Genomic DNA, 16,939 nt, shown 5'->3' with positions numbered 1-16,939 from the left:
CGGGGGTCATCCGGTGTTGGCGGCCTTGGCGCCCAGTTCGAACCAGATGAGCTTGCCGACCAGCCCTTGCGGCTGGTCGCGCAGCGCGAATCCGCCCCAGCTGTCGGCGCACCACTGGACGAGGCCCAGCCCCCTGCCCTGTTCGGCGCCTTCGGCCTCGGCGTCGGGCAGGGTGACGCCTTCGAGGGCGGGCAGCCGGGGGTTGGTGTCCCAGACGGCGACGCGGACCCGGTCCCCTTCGCGCTTGACGCGGACGGAGGCGGGCCCGTCGGAGTAGCGGTAGGCGTTGGTCACCAGCTCCGAGGTGAGCAGCTCGGCGGTGTCGGCAAGCTCCAGGAAGCCGTGCTCCTCGAAGATGGTGCGCAAGGTGCGGCGCGCGATGCACGGCGCCATGGGGTCCGACGGGACCTGGAGGGTGTACTCCCAGTCTTCCGTCAGTTCAGGTTCATGACTCATGCACGCCTCCGTAGAGTAAGCGGCTTGACACACACGGTAGTCATGGTCGGAGGCTGGGAGCCCTTCCTCTCTCATTTCGACGAGACTCGACCCCTGTGGGTGACGTCGGTGCACTGTCTGTGATCAATGCGTGAGCTGCGCAAACGCGAGGAAGACGCAAGAGTGCCAACGACAGCGGCGGCGCCCCCACCGGGGAGCGCCGCCGTTGCCGTGCGTCACGAAGCCGCTAGAGGCTGCGGGCGACCTCCGTCGCCCAGTACGTCAGGATCATGCCGGCGCCCGCGCGCTTGACGGAGGTGAGGGTCTCCATGATCGCCCGGTCCCGGTCGATCCAGCCGTTGGCGGCGGCCGCCTCGACCATCGCGTACTCGCCGGAGATCTGGTAGGCGGCGACCGGCACGTCCACCGCGTCCGCGATCTGCCGCAGGATGTCGAGGTAGGGCAGCGCCGGCTTGACCATCACCATGTCGGCGCCCTCGGCGAGGTCGAGCGCGAGCTCGCGCAGCGACTCCCGGGCGTTGGCCGGGTCCTGCTGGTACGTCTTGCGGTCGCCCTGCAGCGAGGAGCCGATGGCCTCGCGGAACGGGCCGTAGAACGCGGAGGCGTACTTGACGGTGTAGGCGAGGACCGAGACGTCCTCGTGGCCGGTCTGGTCCAGGGCGTCGCGGATGACGCCGACCTGACCGTCCATCATGCCGCTGGGGCCCACCACGTGGACGCCCGCGTCCGCCTGGACCTGCGCCATCTCGGCGTAGCGCTCGAGCGTCGCGTCGTTGTCGACCCGGCCCTCGGCGTCGAGGACGCCGCAGTGGCCGTGGTCGGTGAACTCGTCCAGGCAGAGGTCGGACATGATGACGAGCTCGTCGCCGACCTCGGCCTTCACATCGCGGATGGCGACCTGGAGGATGCCGTCGGGGTCCGTGCCGGCGGTGCCGAGCGCGTCCTTCTTGGCATCCTCGGGCACGCCGAAGAGCATGATCCCGGCGACGCCGGCCTCACGCGCCTCGACGGCCGCCTTCCGCAGGGTGTCGCGGGTGTGCTGCACGACCCCCGGCATGGCGGAGATCGGCACCGGCTCGCCGATGCCCTCCCGCACGAAGGCGGGAAGGATCAGGTCGGACGGGTGCAGCCGGGTCTCGGCGACCATGCGGCGCATGGCCGGGGTCGTCCGAAGCCGCCGGGGACGGGAACCGGGAAACGTGCCGTACGTGGTGCTCAACTCCGTGCCCTCCTACGCGATCCGGGCCGTCGCTCGCTGGGGCGGGTGACCGGGTCCCCGGCCTCCAGCGCGGCATCGCGCCGCGCCGCCCCGAACTCCGCGAGCGCCTCGGCCAGCTTGTGCACCGAGGGCTCGGGCGACAGCACGTCCACCCGCAGGCCGTGTTCCTCCGCGGTCTTCGCGGTGGCCGGGCCGATGCAGGCGATGACGGTGACATTGTGGGGCTTGCCGGCGATGCCGACCAAGTTCCGCACGGTGGAGGAGGAGGTGAAGAGCACGGCGTCGAAGCCGCCGCCCTTGATCGCCTCACGGGTCTCGGCCGGCGGCGGCGAGGCCCGCACGGTGCGGTAGGCGGTGACGTCGTCGACCTCCCAGCCCAGCTCGATCAGGCCCGCCACCAGGGTCTCGGTGGCGATGTCGGCGCGCGGCAGGAAGACGCGGTCGATCGGGTCGAAGACCGGGTCGTAGGGCGGCCAGTCCTCCAGCAGCCCGGCGGCCGACTGCTCGCCGCTGGGCACCAGGTCCGGCTTGACGCCGAACTCGATGAGCGACTTGGCGGTCTGCTCGCCCACGGCCGCGACCTTGATGCCCGCGAAGGCGCGCGCGTCGAGCCCGTACTCCTCGAACTTCTCGCGCACCGCCTTGACGGCGTTCACGGACGTGAAGGCGATCCACTCGTAGCGGCCGGTGACCAGGCCCTTGACCGCGCGCTCCATCTGCTGCGGGGTACGCGGCGGCTCGACGGCGATCGTCGGCACCTCGCTGGGCACGGCGCCGTACGAACGGAGCTGGTCGGAGAGCGAAGCGGCCTGCTCCTTGGTGCGCGGCACCAGGACGTTCCAGCCGAAGAGCGGCTTGGACTCGAACCAGGAGAGCCGCTCGCGCTGCTCGGCAGCGCTGCGCTCGCCGACCACGGCTATGACGGGCTGGGCGCCGTCGGCGGACGGCAGCACCTTGGCGGCCTTGAGCACCTGCGCGAGCGTGCCCAGGGTCGCGGTCCAGGTGCGCTGGCGGGTGGTGGTGCCGGCGACCGTGACGCTGACCGGCGTCTGCGGCCGGCGCCCGGCGGCGACCAGCTCGCCCGCGGCGGCCACGACCGTGCCCAGCGTGGCGGAGACCACCGCGGTCGCCTCGCTGGTGCCGGCCTCGGCCCAGCAGACGGCGGTGGCGGTACGGGCGTCGACGAACCGGACGTCGCCGCCCTGCCCGTCGCGCAGCGGCACCCCGGCGTAGGCGGGCACGCCGACGGCCGTGGCGACGCCCGGCACCACCTCGAAGGTGACTCCGCCGTCGGCGCAGGCCAGCATCTCGTCGGCGGCGTTGCCGTCGAGGCCGGGGTCGCCGAGGACCGCACGGACGACCCGCTTGCCGCCGCGCGCGGCCGTCATGACAAGATTGGCGGTGTCCCTAAGGACAGGGATCTCGGCGGCCTTTGACGACTCGTCAGTAACCGTCTGCGCAGGCATGTCCACGGTTGCCCGGGCATGTGCACGCACCACGTCGAGCACCTGCGGATCGGCGATCAGGACGTCCGCGGCCGCCAGTGCCTCCACGGCACGCAGCGTCAGCAGGCCCGGGTCTCCGGGGCCGGCACCGAGAAAGGTGACGTGCCCGTGCGCGGGGTGGTTCGGGGCGGTGGGGTTCAATGTGCTCGCTCCCCCATAAGACCGGCCGCACCCTTGGCGAGCATCTCGGCGGCGAGTTCGCGGCCGAGTGCAAGTGCGTCCTCTTCGGACGCGGGTACGGGACCGGTGGTGGACAGCTGCACCAGCGTCTTGCCGTCGGTGGTGCCGACGACGCCACGCAGGCGCATTTCGGTGACAACCTGCCCGCTGGCCTGGAGGTCGGCCAGCGCACCCACGGGTGCGGAGCAGCCGGCCTCCAGGGCGGCGAGCAGGGAACGCTCGACGGTCACGGCGGCCCGGGTGTGCGGGTCGTCGAGCTCGGCGAGCGCGGCGGCGAGCGGTGCGTTGGTCGAGGCGCACTCGATCGCCAGTGCCCCCTGGCCGGGGGCGGGCAAAACCGTGTCGGGCTCCAGGAACTGGGTGGCCTCGCCGATCCGGCCGATGCGGTTCAGGCCCGCTGCGGCCAGCACGACGGCGTCCAGTTCGCCCTTGGCGACGAACCCGATGCGGGTGTCGATGTTGCCACGGATCGGCACCGTCTCGATCCTCCGGCCGAGCGCGCGCGCCCAGGCGTTGAGCTGCGCCATGCGGCGCGGGGAGCCCGTGCCGATGCGGGCGCCCTCGGGGAGGGTCTCGAAGGTCAGGCCGTCCCTGGCGACCAGCACGTCGCGCGGGTCCTCGCGGAGCGGGATCGCGGCCAGCGTCAGGTCGTCGGGCTGTGTGGTGGGCAGGTCCTTGAGCGAGTGGACGGCGAAGTCGATCTCGCCCGCGAGCAGCGCGTCGCGCAGCGCGGAGACGAAGACGCCGGTGCCGCCGATCTGCGCGAGGGCCTCTCGCGAGACGTCGCCGTAGGTCGTGATCTCGACCAGCTCGACCGGGCGCCCGGTGAGCTCCCGGACCGCGTCGGCCACCATGCCGGACTGGGCCATGGCGAGCCTGCTGCGGCGGGTGCCCAACCGCAGCGGACGGCCGGCGGCCGCCGTGGTGGAGGTGTCGTTCATGCCGACTCCCGTGCTGTGTTGTGCCTGTCGGCACGCGTGTCCGCCCTGCTGACGGCGGCGACCGCCTGCGGGTCGAGGTCGAAGAGCTCTCGCAGGGCGTCGGCGTAGCCGGCGCCGCCCGGGGTGGAGGCAAGCTCCTTGACCCGGACGGTGGGCGCGTGCAGGAGCTTGTCGACGACGCGGCGCACGGTCTGCGTGATCTCCGCGCGCTGCTTGTCGTCGAGGTCGGGCAGGCGGCCGTTGAGCCGGGCGATCTCGCCGGCCACGACGTCCGCGGCCATGGTGCGCAGGGCGACCACGGTGGGGGTGATGTGCGCGGCCCGCTGGGCGGCGCCGAAGGCGGCGACCTCGTCGGAGACGATGGAGCGCACCTGATCGACGTCGGCGGCCATCGGAGCGTCCGCGGAGGCCTCGGCGAGCGTCTCGATGTCGACGAGCCGGGTGCCCTGCCCCTCCAGGCGGTGGACGGCGGCGTCGATGTCGCGCGGCATCGCGAGGTCGAGCAGGGCCAGCGTCACGTCCGCGGCTGCGGGCCGTGCGGCCAGCGCGTCCCGTACGGCCTCGACCGTCAGCACCAGGCCGGTGGCGCCGGTGCAGGAGACGACGATGTCCGCGAGCGCCAGCTCCTCCGCGACGGCCGTCATCTCGACGGCGGAAGCGGTGAACCCCGCGGTGCCCGGGCCGCCGGGCTCGGTCAGTATCTGTGCCAGGCGCCGGGCCCGCTCCAGGGTGCGGTTGGCGATGGCCACGTGCGCGGCCCCCGCGCGCGCGAGCGTGGCCGCGGCGAGCGAGGACATCGAGCCGGCGCCGATCACCAGGGCGCGCTTGCCCGCGACCCAGTCGGCCACCGGCACACCGGAGGCCAGCCGCTCCAGGCCGAAGGTCACCAGCGACTGGCCGGCCTTGTCGATGCCGGTCTCGCTGTGGGCGCGCTTGCCGACCCGCAGGGCCTGCTGGAACAGGTCGTTCAGCAGCCGCCCGGCGGTGTGCAGCTCCTGGCCGAGGGCGAGCGCGTCCTTGATCTGGCCGAGGATCTGGCCCTCGCCCACGACCATCGAGTCCAGCCCGCACGCCACCGAGAACAGGTGGTGGACGGCCCGGTCCTCGTAGTGCACGTAGAGATACGGAGTGAGCTCCTCCAGCGACACGCCCGAGTGCCGGGCGAGCAGCGTGGACAGCTCGGCCACACCGGCGTGGAACTTGTCCACGTCGGCGTAGAGCTCGATGCGGTTGCACGTGGCCAGCACCGCCGCCTCGGTGGCGGGCTCGGCGGTCAGCGTGTCGTGCACCAGACGGGCCTGCGTCTCGCGGGTCAGAGCGGCGCGTTCGAGCACGCTGACGGGCGCGCTGCGGTGGCTGAGGCCGACGACCAGAAGGCTCATGCCGGCATCACGGCGGGCACGTCCCCGTCCGGTCCCTTCCTGCCGCCCGCAGCGGCGGGCGCGGCGGCCGCGCCCGGGCGGGGCGTGGCGGCGGCTGCGCCCTCCGCGGTCTCTTCGCCGGCCTTGCGCTGCTCGTGGAAGGCGAGGATCTGCAGCTCGATGGAGAGGTCGACCTTGCGCACGTCCACCCCGTCGGGCACGACGAGCACGGTCGGCGCGAAGTTGAGGATCGAGGTGACCCCGGCGGCCACGAGCCGGTCGCAGACCTGCTGCGCGGCCCCGGCCGGGGTGGCGATGACGCCGATGGAGACGCCGTTGTCGCTGATGATCGACTCGAGCTCGTCGGTGTGCCGCACGGGCAGCCCGGCCACCGGCTTGCCCGCCATGGCGGGGTCGGCGTCGATCAGCGCCGCGACGCGGAAGCCACGCGAGGCGAAGCCGCCGTAGTTGGCGAGGGCGGCGCCGAGGTTTCCGATGCCGACGATGACGACCGGCCAGTCCTGGGTGAGGCCGAGTTCCCGCGAGATCTGGTACACGAGGTACTCGACGTCGTAGCCGACACCGCGGGTGCCGTACGAGCCGAGGTAGCTGAAGTCCTTGCGCAGCTTGGCGGAGTTGACGCCCGCCGCGGCCGCGAGCTCCTCGGAGGAGACCGTGGGGACCGAACGCTCGGAGAGCGCGGTCAGCGCACGCAGATACAGCGGAAGCCGGGCGACGGTGGCCTCGGGAATCCCTCGGCTTCGGGTCGCCGGTCGGTGAGTTCGGCCAGTTGCCACGGTGCTCCTGCGGGTAGAGCGGGGCTGTAGGCGGCGCCTTGTCCCAGGACCGCCCCGTCGAACGCAGGCTATGCCTTTGTGAACGCGTGCACAAAGATGGTGTCCGTTTTGCCCCGGCAAAGTGATGGGTGTCACGCGGTGTTTCGGCCCGATCCGGGAACCATCGCCCGCATCACCGCGACCGCCACATGGGCCACACCCGCACCACGGGCGCACGGACGGGGACACGGGCGTTCACTCCTCACCGCAACTCTTCCTGCCGGAGCGCCGCCCCCGGCCCCCCGGCCGGTTAAAACTCCCGGACATCAATAAAACGCCCACCGATGGTAGTCGACTCAGGCACCCAAAATCGCCGCCGCCGACGCCGCCCGCTGCCGGGGCACAATGGCCGCCATGAGCCCTCTGCTGCGCCGCGCCCCCCGCAAGAACCCCGCCGACAGCCTGGTCACGCTCGTCGGAAAGCCCGGCTGCCACCTGTGCGACGACGCGGAGGCGGTCATCGCCGAGGTCTGCGGCGAGCTGGGCGCCCGCTGGGAGAAGAAGGACATCACCGAGGACGAGGAGCTGTACCGCAAGTACTGGGAGCAGATCCCGGTGATCCTCGTCGACGGCGCCCAGCACGACTTCTGGCGGGTGAACCCGGACCGGCTGCGCAAGGCCCTCGCCGGGTAGCCGTGACCGCCCGGATACGCACTGTTCACGCCATCGCGCCGTCCCGGCTTCCGGTTACCCCGAACAAACTGGCTATGCTCGCGGCATGGCCGCACTCGGATGGCTCACACACCGCCGCCGCTCCGCCACCGCACGCAGCGTGCTGGCAGGCGAGGCCGCGGCTGAGGCTGCCCGCAAGTCCGCTCGGGAGAGCGAGGAGTCCCTGGCCGCGGGGCCGGGCGGCACCCCACCGCCGGAGCCGGACTTCCCCGTGCCGGGAGACGAGAAGGCGGCTGCCTTCTTCGACCTCGACAACACCGTCATGCAGGGCGCCGCGATATTCCACTTCGGCCGCGGACTGTACAAGCGGGAGTTCTTCGGCAAGCGCGAACTGGCTCGCTTCGCCTGGCAGCAGACCTGGTTCCGGCTGGCGGGCATCGAGGACCCGGAGCACATCCAGGAAGCGCGCGACAGCGTGCTCTCCATCGTCAAGGGCCACCGGGTCTCGGAGCTGATGACCGTCGGCGAGGAGATCTACGACGAGTACATGGCCGAGCGCATCTGGCCCGGCACCCGCGCCCTGGCCCAGGCCCACCTGGACGCCGGGCAGAAGGTCTGGCTGGTGACCGCGGCCCCCGTGGAGACGGCCACGATCATCGCCCGCCGCCTGGGCCTGACCGGCGCACTGGGCACCGTCGCCGAGTCCGTCGGCGGGGTCTACACCGGCAAGCTCGTCGGCGAGATGCTGCACGGCCCGGCGAAGGCCGAGGCGGTCCGGGCCCTGGCCGCGGCCGAGGGCCTGGAGCTGTCCCACTGCGCGGCCTACAGCGACTCCGCGAACGACATTCCGATGCTCTCGCTCGTCGGCCACCCCTACGCGATCAACCCCGACGCGCGGCTGCGCAAGCACGCGCGCGAGCACGGCTGGCGGCTGCGCGACTACCGGACAGGCCGCAAGGCGGCCCGCATCGGCCTCCCGGCGGCGGCCGGCGCCGGCGCCCTGGCGGGCGGCGCGGCCGCGGCCGTCGCACTGCACCGCGCCCGGCGCCGCTGAGCGGCCGGGCCGGGCGTTCAACCCCGCCGGACGGGACGGCGGCACCGGATCGGGTGATCTCCGGCGCCGCCGGTTGATGCGCGCTGCCGACGGGCCGTGCCCCGGGCCCGTCGATGATCACGCGCAGTACCGGATGATCACGCTCCGGATGCCCGCCAGAACGCTGGCCAAAGCCGCCTCGCGCGACCCCTTCCGTCCGCACCCCACCGATCGGGCCGCCGTCACCGGAACGGGCGACGCTTCGGCGCGCCTCCTCGCCACGCCGCGTAACCACCTTGGGCGCACAGGCAATCCGTTTGTCATACCCGCACACGGCCCCCGACAGTCCTTCGGTGTCCGGATTGCCACAACACGCTGCCCAATCGGCCACACCATCGCCAAATCTGGTCAACTTCCGTTGGTAGTTCGATATTTGATCGGCCACCAATAGGAGTGAGAGCGAACGGAAACGATGATTTAGGCAACTCGGTGTAGCACTGCCTGTACGAAGGGTTATTCTCCTCAGACGCAAACCGGTGCCAGCTTGTCCCTACGACGAGTGAACGGTCCCGCACTGCACGTGATGGAAGCTCTGCCTCTGGGAGTCCCGTGTACCCACACGTCGGGGTTGACGCCTCGGGCCTGGCTACGCTGCGCGCAGCGGTCCTCGACCGTCTGCGCGTCTTCGTCCCCACCGCGTACGCCGTCCCCGCCCTCGCCACGCTCGCCCCTGCCGCAGCGGTCGGCCCCGCCGGCCCCTGCTACGCCCTCGCCGAGAGCAGTGCGGCCGTCGGCAGACGCACCCGCCGCGGCGCCGGGGCCGCCACGTCCACCACCGCCCGCCGCCCGAGCGCCGACAGCGACAGCGCCCGCATGCTCGACCTGGTCGAGCGCGCCCAGGCCGGAGAGGCCGAGGCCTTCGGCCGCCTCTACGACCAGTACGCCGACACCGTCTACCGCTACATCTACTACCGCGTGGGCGGCCGGGCCACCGCCGAGGACCTCACCAGCGAGACGTTCCTGCGCGCCCTGCGCCGCATCGGCACCTTCACCTGGCAGGGGCGCGACTTCGGGGCCTGGCTGGTGACCATCGCCCGCAATCTGGTCGCCGACCACTTCAAGTCCTCGCGGTTCCGGCTCGAGGTGACCACCGGGGAGATGCTCGACGCCAACGAGGTCGAGCGCAGCCCCGAGGACTCCGTCCTCGAATCCCTTTCCAACGCCGCCCTGTTGGAGGCGGTCCGCAAGCTCAACCCCCAGCAGCAGGAGTGCGTCACGCTGCGCTTCCTCCAGGGCCTGTCGGTCGCCGAGACCGCCCGCGTGATGGGGAAGAACGAGGGCGCCATCAAGACCCTCCAGTACCGCGCCGTGCGCACCCTGGCAAGACTTCTCCCGGACGACGCCCGCTGATCCTCGCCGACTTCATGCCAACCTTCACTCGACGGCGGCCACCTCGCCCCGGCCGCGTAACCCGACTGCCGCGCCGCTCGTTGTCCGGGATGCAGACTTCCCGATGTCACGTCATGCCCGCATTCACTCACTCGATCGAGTGGATGCCTCCATGGCGTGCAACCCTTCAGGTGCCCGGGGGAGTCGACCGTCATGACGAGAGGAGGTGCCGCCCGTGATCGCGAACGTATCGGCGCACCGGCGGGCGAACGCCTTCGCCCAGGCCTTGGAGGACCAGGACCTCCAGGGTGCTGCGGCCGCACAGTCCGGCCCATCGGCGGAAGACGCCGACCAGGGGAAGCTGTTGGCCCTCGCCGGCGGGCTCGGCGCACTGCCGGTGCCCGAGCTGGACGCCGAGGTCAAAACCGTGCAGCGGGCGCAGCTGATCGCCGCCATGGAGGCCCAGTTCGCGGGCGGCGGCGCGGCCACCGTCCCCGAGCCGCGCACCGGCGCGGCGGCGAGCCGGGGCGCGCACCGGCTGAGCCGGCTCAGGCCGCGCTCGCGGTGGTCCAAGGGCCTGGCGGCCGGCGGGCTCACGGTGGGCGTCGCGGCGAGCGCGTTCGGCGGCGTGGCCGCGGCGAGTTCCAACGCCCTGCCGGGCGACACGCTCTACGGGCTCAAGCGCGGCATGGAAGACCTCAAGCTCGGCATGGCCGACGGCGACCGCGACCGCGGCGGGCTCTTCCTCGACCAGGCGTCCACCCGCATGCAGGAGGCCCGCCGCCTCATGGAGCGCGGCCGCTCCGGACACCTCGACCACGAGTCGCTGTCCGAGATCCGCAAGACGCTCTCCGGCATGACCCACGACGCCACCGAGGGCCACCGGCTGCTGCACGCCGCCTACGAGCGCGACGGCTCGCTCGGCCCGATGCGGCTGCTGTCGTCCTTCACGGCCACGCACCGCGAGAGCTGGAGCCAACTGCGCCAGAAGCTGCCCCCTCAGCTCACCGACATGGTCGACGAGGTCAGCTCGGTCTTCGCCGCCATAGACGAAGACGTCGAGCCGCTGCGCTCCCTGCTCCACTCCGACCACGGCACGCAGGGCACCCCCGGCCGCGCCGGTGCCTCCCCGCACGGCTCGTCCGGCGGTGCGGGCCACTCCGCGCCCACGCCACAGGCGCCCGCCACGGCCGACGGCAAGCACCCGAGCAGCCACCCCGCGCAGTCCTCCCCCGGCGGCCGCGACGACCATGAGGGCCTCCTGGGCGGCACGGGCCTGCTCCAGCCCCCGTCCGGCTCCGAGAGCGGCCAGGACCGCCAGCACGGCAAGGACGGCAAGCCGTCCAGGCAGCCGGACATCACCATCCCGCCGCTGCTGCCGGACATCCTCCCGGGGCTGGGCATCCACGGCGAGGAAGAGAAGTAGCAAGCCCGCTCACCCGGAGGCGGTCGGTGTTCGTGAAGAACACCGACCGCCTCTGCCGTTCTCAGAAGCCGTTCTCAGAAGAAGACCGACCGCCTCTGCACCAGCAGCTTGTAGAGCGTGTGCTGAATCGTTTCCCGCACCTGATCGGTGAGGTTGAACATCAGCATCGGGTCGTCCGCGGCCTCCGGCGGATAGCCGTCCGTCGGGATCGGCTCGCCGAACTGGATCGTCCACTTCGTCGGCAGCGGCACCACGCCCAGCGGCCCGAGCCAAGGGAAGGTCGGCGTCAGCGGGAAGTACGGAAAGCCCAGCAGCCGCGCCAGTGTCTTGGAATTGCCGAGCATCGGATAGATCTCCTCCGCGCCCACGATCGAGCACGGCACGATCGGCGCCCCGGCACGCAGTGCCGTCGAGACGAAGCCGCCCCGCCCGAACCGCTGCAGCTTGTACCGCTCGGAGAACGGCTTCCCGATCCCCTTGAAGCCCTCCGGCATCACGCCCACCACCTCGCCGCGCTCCAGCAGCTTCTGGGCGTCCTCGGCGCAGGCGAGCGTGTGCCCCAGCTTTCGGGACAGCTCGTTGATCAGTGGCAGCACGAAGACCAGGTCCGCGGCGAGCATCCGCACATGCCGCGCGGCCGGATGGTGGTCGTGCACGGCGACCTGGAGCATCAGCCCGTCGACGGGCAGCGTCCCGGAGTGGTTGGCGACGATCAGCGCCGCCCCCTTGTCCGGGATGTTCTCGATGCCCTTCACCTCCACCCGGAAGTACTTCTCCTTGAACGGCCGCAGCAGCGACAGCACCACCTGGTCGGTGAGTTCCTTGTCGTAGCCGAAGTCGTCGACCTCGTACTCGCCGGTGATCCGCCGCCGCAGGAAGTTCAGGCCGTGCGCCAGCTTCCGGTCCCAGCCGCCCTCCGCCTGCTCCTGCCGGGGCGCGGCCGCCGCCTGCTCGCCGCCGCCCTCCAGGGGGGCGCTCGCCTGCTGCGCCTCGTCACGTTGCGGCGGTACGGGCGCGAGCGGCGCGGCCGCCCGGCCCGTACGGCCGCCCCGGGCCGGGCGCTTGGCCCGCCGCTTGGACCGCGGCTCGTCGCCGAACGGAATGACCTTCGCATCCGCCATGGTGCGTGCGCTCCTCAGTTCTGGCCGCGGCCGGCAGGCATCAGCGCGGCGATCCGGTCGACGGTACGGGCGAGGGTCTCGGGCGGCAGCAGCCCCGCACCACGGCTGCGCGCGAAGTCGGCGAAGGCCTCCGCCGTCGTGTACCTGGGCTGGAAGCCCAGCGTCTCCCGCATCTGCGTGGTCTGGACGACCCGGCCGTGCGTGAGGAGCCGGATCTGCTCGGGTGAGAAGTCCAGGACGCCCACCGACCGCAGTGCGGAGCCGACCCAGGTGACGGTGGGCAGGAAGAAGGGGAGCGTGGGGCGCCCGAGGCGCCGTGCGGCCTGGGAGAGCAGCAGCACGCCATCGCCCGCGATGTTGAACGTCCCGCTGTTGAGCGTGCCGCGCACCGGCTCTCCGGTGGCGATCCGCAGCACCTCGATCGCGTCCTCCTCGTGCACGAACTGCAGGCGCGGGTCGAAGCCGAGGACGGTGGGCAGCACGGGCAGCGAGAAGTACTCGGCGAGCGGCGAGTCCGCGCAGGGCCCGAGGATGTTGGCGAAGCGCAGCACGCACACGGCCACATCGGGGCGGCGCCGGGCGAAGCCGCGTACGTATCCCTCGACCTCGACCGCGTCCTTGGCGAAGCCTCCGCCGGGCAGCGACTTGGGCGGCGTGGTCTCGGTGAAGACCGCGGGGTCGCGGGGCGCGGACCCGTAGACGCTCGTGCTGGACTTGACCACCAGCCGCTTGACCGACGGCGTCTTCTGGCAGGCACCGAGCAGCTGCATGGTGCCGATGACGTTGGTCTCCTTGACCGTGGCCCGGCTGCCGCGCTTGCCGAGGGGCGTGCCGTTGACGTCCATGTGGACGACCGTGTCGACGGCGTGCTCGGCGAGGACCTTGCCGATCGTGGGGTGGCGGATGTCCGCCCGTACGAATTCGGCCCCGCCCAGCCGGTGCGCGGGTGGCACTGCGTCCACCCCGATGACGCGGTCCACGTCGGGCTCGCGCTGGATGCGGCGGACGAAGCGGCCGCCCAGCTGCCGCGCGACTCCGGTGACGAGCACGACCCTGCCCAAGATCAGCGCCTTCCTTCCCACCCTCGCCCGGCGAGCGGTGACCTGACGCGGTGCCCCGGCATGTGACGTGCCGGGTGCCCGACGCGGCCACCGTAGCGGGTCGTTGTTGCGCTGTGATGACCACCCGATGCGTGGAGCGACATTTCAAGCCGTAGCGAAAGCTTTACTCACCGCAACGCACCGCAGCCCTCCCACCATGACGGTGAGAGGGCTGCGGGACGAGCACAGCGGCGCCGCTTACTTCTTGTTGCGACGCTGAACACGCGTGCGCTTGAGAAGCTTGCGGTGCTTCTTCTTGGCCATCCGCTTGCGCCGCTTCTTGATGACAGAGCCCACGACTACCCTCGCTTACATCGATTCACTCGGTGCGGGGCGTCCGAGCCCACACGACCTACATCGGGCCAGCCTACCCGGCACCGGGCGAACAGCGTAATCCGAGGTGACCGTCAGGCCGTTTCCACCCCCACGAAGGACTCCCGGAGGTACTCGTGCACCGCGTTCTCTGGGACCCGGAAGGACCTTCCCACCCGGATCGCCGGCAGATGACCGCTGTGCACCAAGCGGTACACGGTCATCTTGGACACTCGCATCACCGCGGCGACTTCCGCCACGGTCAGGAACTGAACCTCGCTGAGAGGCCTTTCGCCAGCAGCCATGACACACCTGAACCTTCCGCACATGACGCGCACCGGCTTCCCCTCCGGTGACTCCTCGTCGCTGCGCGCTCACTCCCCAGGTTAGGGGCGCGTGATGCGAGTGGGGAAGAGGAGCAGCCATCGGCCGCCTACTGTGACAGACACGCTCGATTGAGTACATAGCGAGTAAGCGGTCGGTAGTAATCAGACCGCACAGTGTCATCAAGCGGAACGGCCACGGACACTCGCCCCTCGGCCTCCCCGACGAACGGCGCGGGGTCGTCGGAGTCGGCCAGCCCGATGGCCTCAATGCCCATCTGACCTGCCCCGCAGACCCACCCGTGGTCCCCGATGACCAGCGCCGGCAGCACCCCGTCCGCCTCCGCGGCGGCGGCCAGCGCGATACGAAGCGGGAGGGGTGAATGGGTATGCACGCCCGGCTCACTTCCCGGCGCGCGTGCGCCGGGTTCACGCATCAGCGCGACTCCTCGGACGTAGTCAAGGTTGTATGTGCGTACCCCGAACCGGGTCGCTATGTCGACACTTCGACCCTGCGCCGGGGTGAGGACACCACATCCCGCCGCCGAGAGGGCGGCGGCCAACGAGGCGTAGAACCCCAGGAGCCGATGCGGGTGCCCGGTGCCGAGCAGCACCGGCGCGCCGGCCGCGGCCGCCACCGCCAGCCGGTCGGCGAAGGCATCGAGTGCCACCAGGGTGCGGTCCGGGTCGATCACATCCTGCCCGGAAGTGTGCTTGGGATCGGCCGAAACTCCGCACCTCTGCCCCATCAGATGTAACAAGTCACCGAAACACCAGTCACATTCAGGCTCAAGTCCGAGCAACACCCGTGGGTCGCGGGCCGCGAACATCCGGTACCGCTGCAGGCTCCGCTCCCGCGGCGTGGCGATGACACCGGCCAGCCGGGCGGCCAGCAGGTGGGCCCGCAGGGACGAGCGGGAGACGGGAGAGTCGGGGGGCGGCACGCCTTTGATGCTTGCTCACCGGACGGACGGCCGCGGGGCTTTCGGGCCGGGGGTCCCACAGGCGGGGTAACGGACGGGCTGGTGGGCGGATACGGGCCGGTGGGCCGGCGGGCCGGCGGGCCGGCGGGCCGATATGCCGTCAGACGGCATCCGGCATCCGGCTCAGGGCAGCAGGCCGTGGGAGGGGAACACCGCGCGCCGGGTCGCAAGGATCGCCTGGTCCAGCCGGTCGGCCGGGTCGTAACCGCTGTGCGCGAAGTCCTTCCACTGCGGCTCCAGGCCGTCCGTCATCCGCAGCGGCCCCAACTGCCGGGTGCGTCGGAAGACTTCGGCCCGCCACTCCTCCGGCACCGGCGTCTGCGGCGCCACCGGCTGCCCGGCGGCCACCGCCACCAGGTGCGTCCACGCCCGGGGGACGACCTCCGCGACCGCGTACCCGCCGCCGCCCAGGGCGAGCCAGCGCCCTTCCGCGTGCTCGTGCGCCAAGGAGTGGCAGGCCTCCGCCACGAGCCGCTGAGCGTCCAGCGACACCGCCAGGTGCGCGAGGGGGTCCTCGAAGTGGGTGTCCGCTCCGTGCTGGGTCACCAGCACCTGCGGGCGGAAGGCGGCCAGGAGCTCGGGCACGACGGCGTGGAAGGCCCGCAGCCAGCCCGCGTCCCCCGTCCCCGCCGGCAGCGGCAGGTTGACGGCGCTCCCTTGGGCGGCGTCCCCGCCGGTCTCCTCCGACCAGCCGGTCTGCGGGAAGAGGGTGCGGGGGTGTTCGTGCAGGGAGATCGTCAGCACCCGTGGGTCATCCCAGAACGCCGCCTGCACACCGTCCCCGTGGTGCACATCGACATCGACGTAGGCGACGCGCTCGGCGCCCAGCTCCAGGAGCCGTGCGACGGCCAGGGCGGCGTCGTTGTACACACAGAAGCCGGAAGCCGCGCCCGGCATCGCGTGATGCAGTCCACCGGCGAAGTTCACGGCGTGCAGGGCCTCGCCGGCCCACACCGCCTCGGCGGCGCTGACCGACTGCCCCGCGATCAGCGCGGCGGCCTCGTGTATCCCGGCGAAGGCGGGGTCGTCGGGGGTGCCGAGGCCATAAGAAGTGTCGGCGGACGACGGGTCGGCGGACGCGGCGCGCACGGCCGCGACATAGTCCTCGCGGTGGACCAGACGCAGGGTGGAGTCCCCTGCGGGCTTTGCCGCCACCACGCGGGCGGCACGGTCGAGACCGAAGGCCTCGACCAGCCGCATCGTGAGGGCCAGCCGTACCGGGTCCATCGGGTGCCCGGGACCGAAGTCGTAGCCCGTTACTGCCTCGTCCCACATCACCTGTGCGCGGCCGCTCATGACCGTCACGGTAATCGATCGCGCGCACGGGAATGCACGGGCTTAGGCGAGAAGCCTGGGGAGCTCGGTCATTTCGGAAAAGAGGCCCGTGGCCGCGGCGAGCCGGTCGCTCGGCGTCATGGAAGCGAATCCGTAGACGTCCATTCCGGCGGCCACGGCGGCCTGCACACCCAGCGGGCTGTCTTCGACGACAACACAGCGGGACGGCTCCACGCCCATGGCGCGGGCGGCATGCAGAAAGAGGTCCGGTGCGGGCTTGCCCCGGCCGACGTCCTCCGCGCTGAAGACCCACGCGTCCTCGAACCACTCGTCCAGGCCGGTGCGGCGGTGCCCGGCCCGAATGCGCTCGTGCGTGCTGGAGGAGGCGACGCAGTACGGTATGCCCTCGGCGACCAGGAGCTCCAGGACCTCGCCAATGCCCTTGACCGGCTGGAGTTCACGAGCGAAACCGTCGAGGACGCGTGCTTGCAGCACCTCGTCGAATCCGTCCGGCAGCCGCTGCCCGGTGCGCTCGAGGACGAGCTCGTGAATGCGGTGGACGGCGGAGCCCATGTAGTCGCGAACGGACTCCTCGTAGGTGGTGGGGTGACCGAGCTCGGTCAGATATGCGGCAAGGATCGTATTGGAGACGGGCTCGCTGTCGACGAGCACACCGTCGTTGTCGAAAATCACGAGGTCATAGCGCATGACGCCACAGTAAACGCAAAAAAGCCGTAGGCCCCAGGTCTTTTCGACCTGGGGCCTACGGCATTCACAATTAGTTCGGCGGCGTCCTACTCTCCCACACGGTCCCCCATGCAGTACCATCGGCGCTGAAAGGCTTAGCTTCCGGGTTCGGAATGTAAC

Annotated in this window: 17 protein-coding genes and 1 rRNA gene; 4 read left to right on the top strand and 14 right to left on the bottom strand. The window is 71.4% G+C overall.

Features of this window, described 5'->3' with window-relative positions; genetic code table 11:
* Positions 1–6: 6 nt before the first annotated feature.
* From FHS39_RS17195 to FHS39_RS17170, 6 genes are all read right to left on the bottom strand, one after another.
* Entirely contained in the window at positions 7–456 is a 450-nt protein-coding gene (locus FHS39_RS17195; protein ID WP_045932405.1) for an ATP-binding protein, read from the bottom strand.
* 226 nt (positions 457–682) lie between these two features.
* Complete coding sequence (hemB, locus tag FHS39_RS17190) at positions 683–1,675, bottom strand: porphobilinogen synthase (RefSeq protein WP_045932404.1); 993 nt, start codon at positions 1,673–1,675, stop codon at positions 683–685.
* Positions 1,672–3,321 (bottom strand): bifunctional uroporphyrinogen-III C-methyltransferase/uroporphyrinogen-III synthase, encoded by a 1,650-nt coding sequence (locus tag FHS39_RS17185; RefSeq protein ID WP_045932403.1) that lies wholly within the window; start codon positions 3,319–3,321, stop codon positions 1,672–1,674. Before FHS39_RS17185 ends, hemB begins: the two co-directional genes overlap by 4 nt.
* Positions 3,318–4,301, bottom strand: coding sequence for a hydroxymethylbilane synthase (hemC, locus tag FHS39_RS17180; RefSeq protein ID WP_184350242.1), 984 nt, complete (start codon positions 4,299–4,301; stop codon positions 3,318–3,320). Before hemC ends, FHS39_RS17185 begins: the two co-directional genes overlap by 4 nt.
* Positions 4,298–5,683, bottom strand: a complete 1,386-nt coding sequence (locus tag FHS39_RS17175) for a glutamyl-tRNA reductase (RefSeq protein WP_184350241.1) — start codon at positions 5,681–5,683, stop codon at positions 4,298–4,300. The genes hemC and FHS39_RS17175 overlap by 4 nt, the downstream gene beginning before the upstream one ends.
* On the bottom strand, positions 5,680–6,459 hold the full coding sequence (locus tag FHS39_RS17170) for a redox-sensing transcriptional repressor Rex (protein ID WP_184350240.1): 780 nt from the start codon (positions 6,457–6,459) through the stop codon (positions 5,680–5,682). Before FHS39_RS17170 ends, FHS39_RS17175 begins: the two co-directional genes overlap by 4 nt.
* Positions 6,460–6,843: 384 nt before the next feature.
* Here FHS39_RS17170 and FHS39_RS17165 point away from each other — a divergent pair, with 384 nt between their 5' ends.
* The 4 genes from FHS39_RS17165 to FHS39_RS17150 all read left to right on the top strand — a co-directional run bounded on the left by FHS39_RS17165 (position 6,844) and on the right by FHS39_RS17150 (position 10,958).
* Positions 6,844–7,131 carry a glutaredoxin family protein gene (locus tag FHS39_RS17165; protein WP_425507791.1) on the top strand — a complete coding sequence of 96 codons (288 nt, stop codon included), beginning with the start codon at positions 6,844–6,846 and terminating at the stop codon, positions 7,129–7,131.
* 85 nt (positions 7,132–7,216) lie between these two features.
* Positions 7,217–8,164, top strand: coding sequence for an HAD family hydrolase (locus FHS39_RS17160; protein ID WP_045932399.1), 948 nt, complete (start codon positions 7,217–7,219; stop codon positions 8,162–8,164).
* A 588-nt stretch (positions 8,165–8,752) separates the two neighbouring features.
* The gene (locus tag FHS39_RS17155; RefSeq protein WP_184350239.1) at positions 8,753–9,553 is read left to right on the top strand and encodes an ECF subfamily RNA polymerase sigma factor, BldN family; all 801 of its coding nucleotides are present in this window, start codon (positions 8,753–8,755) and stop codon (positions 9,551–9,553) included.
* A 214-nt stretch (positions 9,554–9,767) separates the two neighbouring features.
* The gene (locus FHS39_RS17150; protein WP_184350238.1) at positions 9,768–10,958 is read left to right on the top strand and encodes a DUF5667 domain-containing protein; all 1,191 of its coding nucleotides are present in this window, start codon (positions 9,768–9,770) and stop codon (positions 10,956–10,958) included.
* 74 nt (positions 10,959–11,032) lie between these two features.
* Here FHS39_RS17150 and FHS39_RS17145 read toward each other — a convergent pair whose 3' ends face one another.
* The 8 genes from FHS39_RS17145 to rrf all read right to left on the bottom strand — a co-directional run.
* Positions 11,033–12,079: a lysophospholipid acyltransferase family protein gene (locus FHS39_RS17145; protein ID WP_045932396.1), complete on the bottom strand. Its 1,047-nt coding sequence runs from the start codon at positions 12,077–12,079 to the stop codon at positions 11,033–11,035.
* Positions 12,080–12,093: 14 nt separating this feature from the next.
* Positions 12,094–13,140, bottom strand: coding sequence for an NAD-dependent epimerase/dehydratase family protein (locus FHS39_RS17140; protein WP_184350237.1), 1,047 nt, complete (start codon positions 13,138–13,140; stop codon positions 12,094–12,096).
* A gap of 237 nt (positions 13,141–13,377) precedes the next feature.
* Positions 13,378–13,476 (bottom strand): 30S ribosomal protein bS22, encoded by a 99-nt coding sequence (locus FHS39_RS17135; RefSeq protein ID WP_003948845.1) that lies wholly within the window; start codon positions 13,474–13,476, stop codon positions 13,378–13,380.
* A 110-nt stretch (positions 13,477–13,586) separates the two neighbouring features.
* Positions 13,587–13,796, bottom strand: coding sequence for a helix-turn-helix domain-containing protein (locus tag FHS39_RS17130; RefSeq protein ID WP_158705847.1), 210 nt, complete (start codon positions 13,794–13,796; stop codon positions 13,587–13,589).
* 128 nt (positions 13,797–13,924) lie between these two features.
* Positions 13,925–14,758, bottom strand: a complete 834-nt coding sequence (locus tag FHS39_RS17125; RefSeq protein ID WP_343069624.1) for a phosphatase — start codon at positions 14,756–14,758, stop codon at positions 13,925–13,927.
* A gap of 162 nt (positions 14,759–14,920) precedes the next feature.
* Complete coding sequence (locus FHS39_RS17120) at positions 14,921–16,093, bottom strand: acetoin utilization protein AcuC (RefSeq protein ID WP_184350236.1); 1,173 nt, start codon at positions 16,091–16,093, stop codon at positions 14,921–14,923.
* 42 nt (positions 16,094–16,135) lie between these two features.
* Positions 16,136–16,780 (bottom strand): HAD family hydrolase, encoded by a 645-nt coding sequence (locus FHS39_RS17115; protein WP_184350235.1) that lies wholly within the window; start codon positions 16,778–16,780, stop codon positions 16,136–16,138.
* A gap of 73 nt (positions 16,781–16,853) precedes the next feature.
* A 5S ribosomal RNA gene (gene rrf / locus FHS39_RS17110) occupies positions 16,854–16,939 on the bottom strand; the annotation flags it as partial.

The sequence above is a fragment of the Streptomyces olivoverticillatus genome, from assembly GCF_014203555.1.
GTDB lineage: Bacteria > Actinomycetota > Actinomycetes > Streptomycetales > Streptomycetaceae > Streptomyces > Streptomyces olivoverticillatus.
This window is presented reverse-complemented; position numbering and strand designations above follow the sequence as displayed.

Bases quoted from the DNA above. Each gene is read 5' to 3' on its own strand.
- FHS39_RS17115 (WP_184350235.1), bottom strand. From the start codon at position 16,780: ATGCGCTATGACCTCGTGATTTTCGACAACGACGGTGTGCTCGTCGAC.
- FHS39_RS17130 (WP_158705847.1), bottom strand. From the start codon at position 13,796: ATGGCTGCTGGCGAAAGGCCTCTCAGCGAGGTTCAGTTCCTGACCGTG.
- FHS39_RS17195 (WP_045932405.1), bottom strand. From the start codon at position 456: ATGAGTCATGAACCTGAACTGACGGAAGACTGGGAGTACACCCTCCAG.
- FHS39_RS17160 (WP_045932399.1), top strand. From the start codon at position 7,217: ATGGCCGCACTCGGATGGCTCACACACCGCCGCCGCTCCGCCACCGCA.
- hemC (WP_184350242.1), bottom strand. From the start codon at position 4,301: ATGAACGACACCTCCACCACGGCGGCCGCCGGCCGTCCGCTGCGGTTG.
- FHS39_RS17120 (WP_184350236.1), bottom strand. From the start codon at position 16,093: ATGAGCGGCCGCGCACAGGTGATGTGGGACGAGGCAGTAACGGGCTAC.
- FHS39_RS17165 (WP_425507791.1), top strand. From the start codon at position 6,844: ATGGCCGCCATGAGCCCTCTGCTGCGCCGCGCCCCCCGCAAGAACCCC.
- FHS39_RS17145 (WP_045932396.1), bottom strand. From the start codon at position 12,079: ATGGCGGATGCGAAGGTCATTCCGTTCGGCGACGAGCCGCGGTCCAAG.
- FHS39_RS17175 (WP_184350241.1), bottom strand. From the start codon at position 5,683: ATGAGCCTTCTGGTCGTCGGCCTCAGCCACCGCAGCGCGCCCGTCAGC.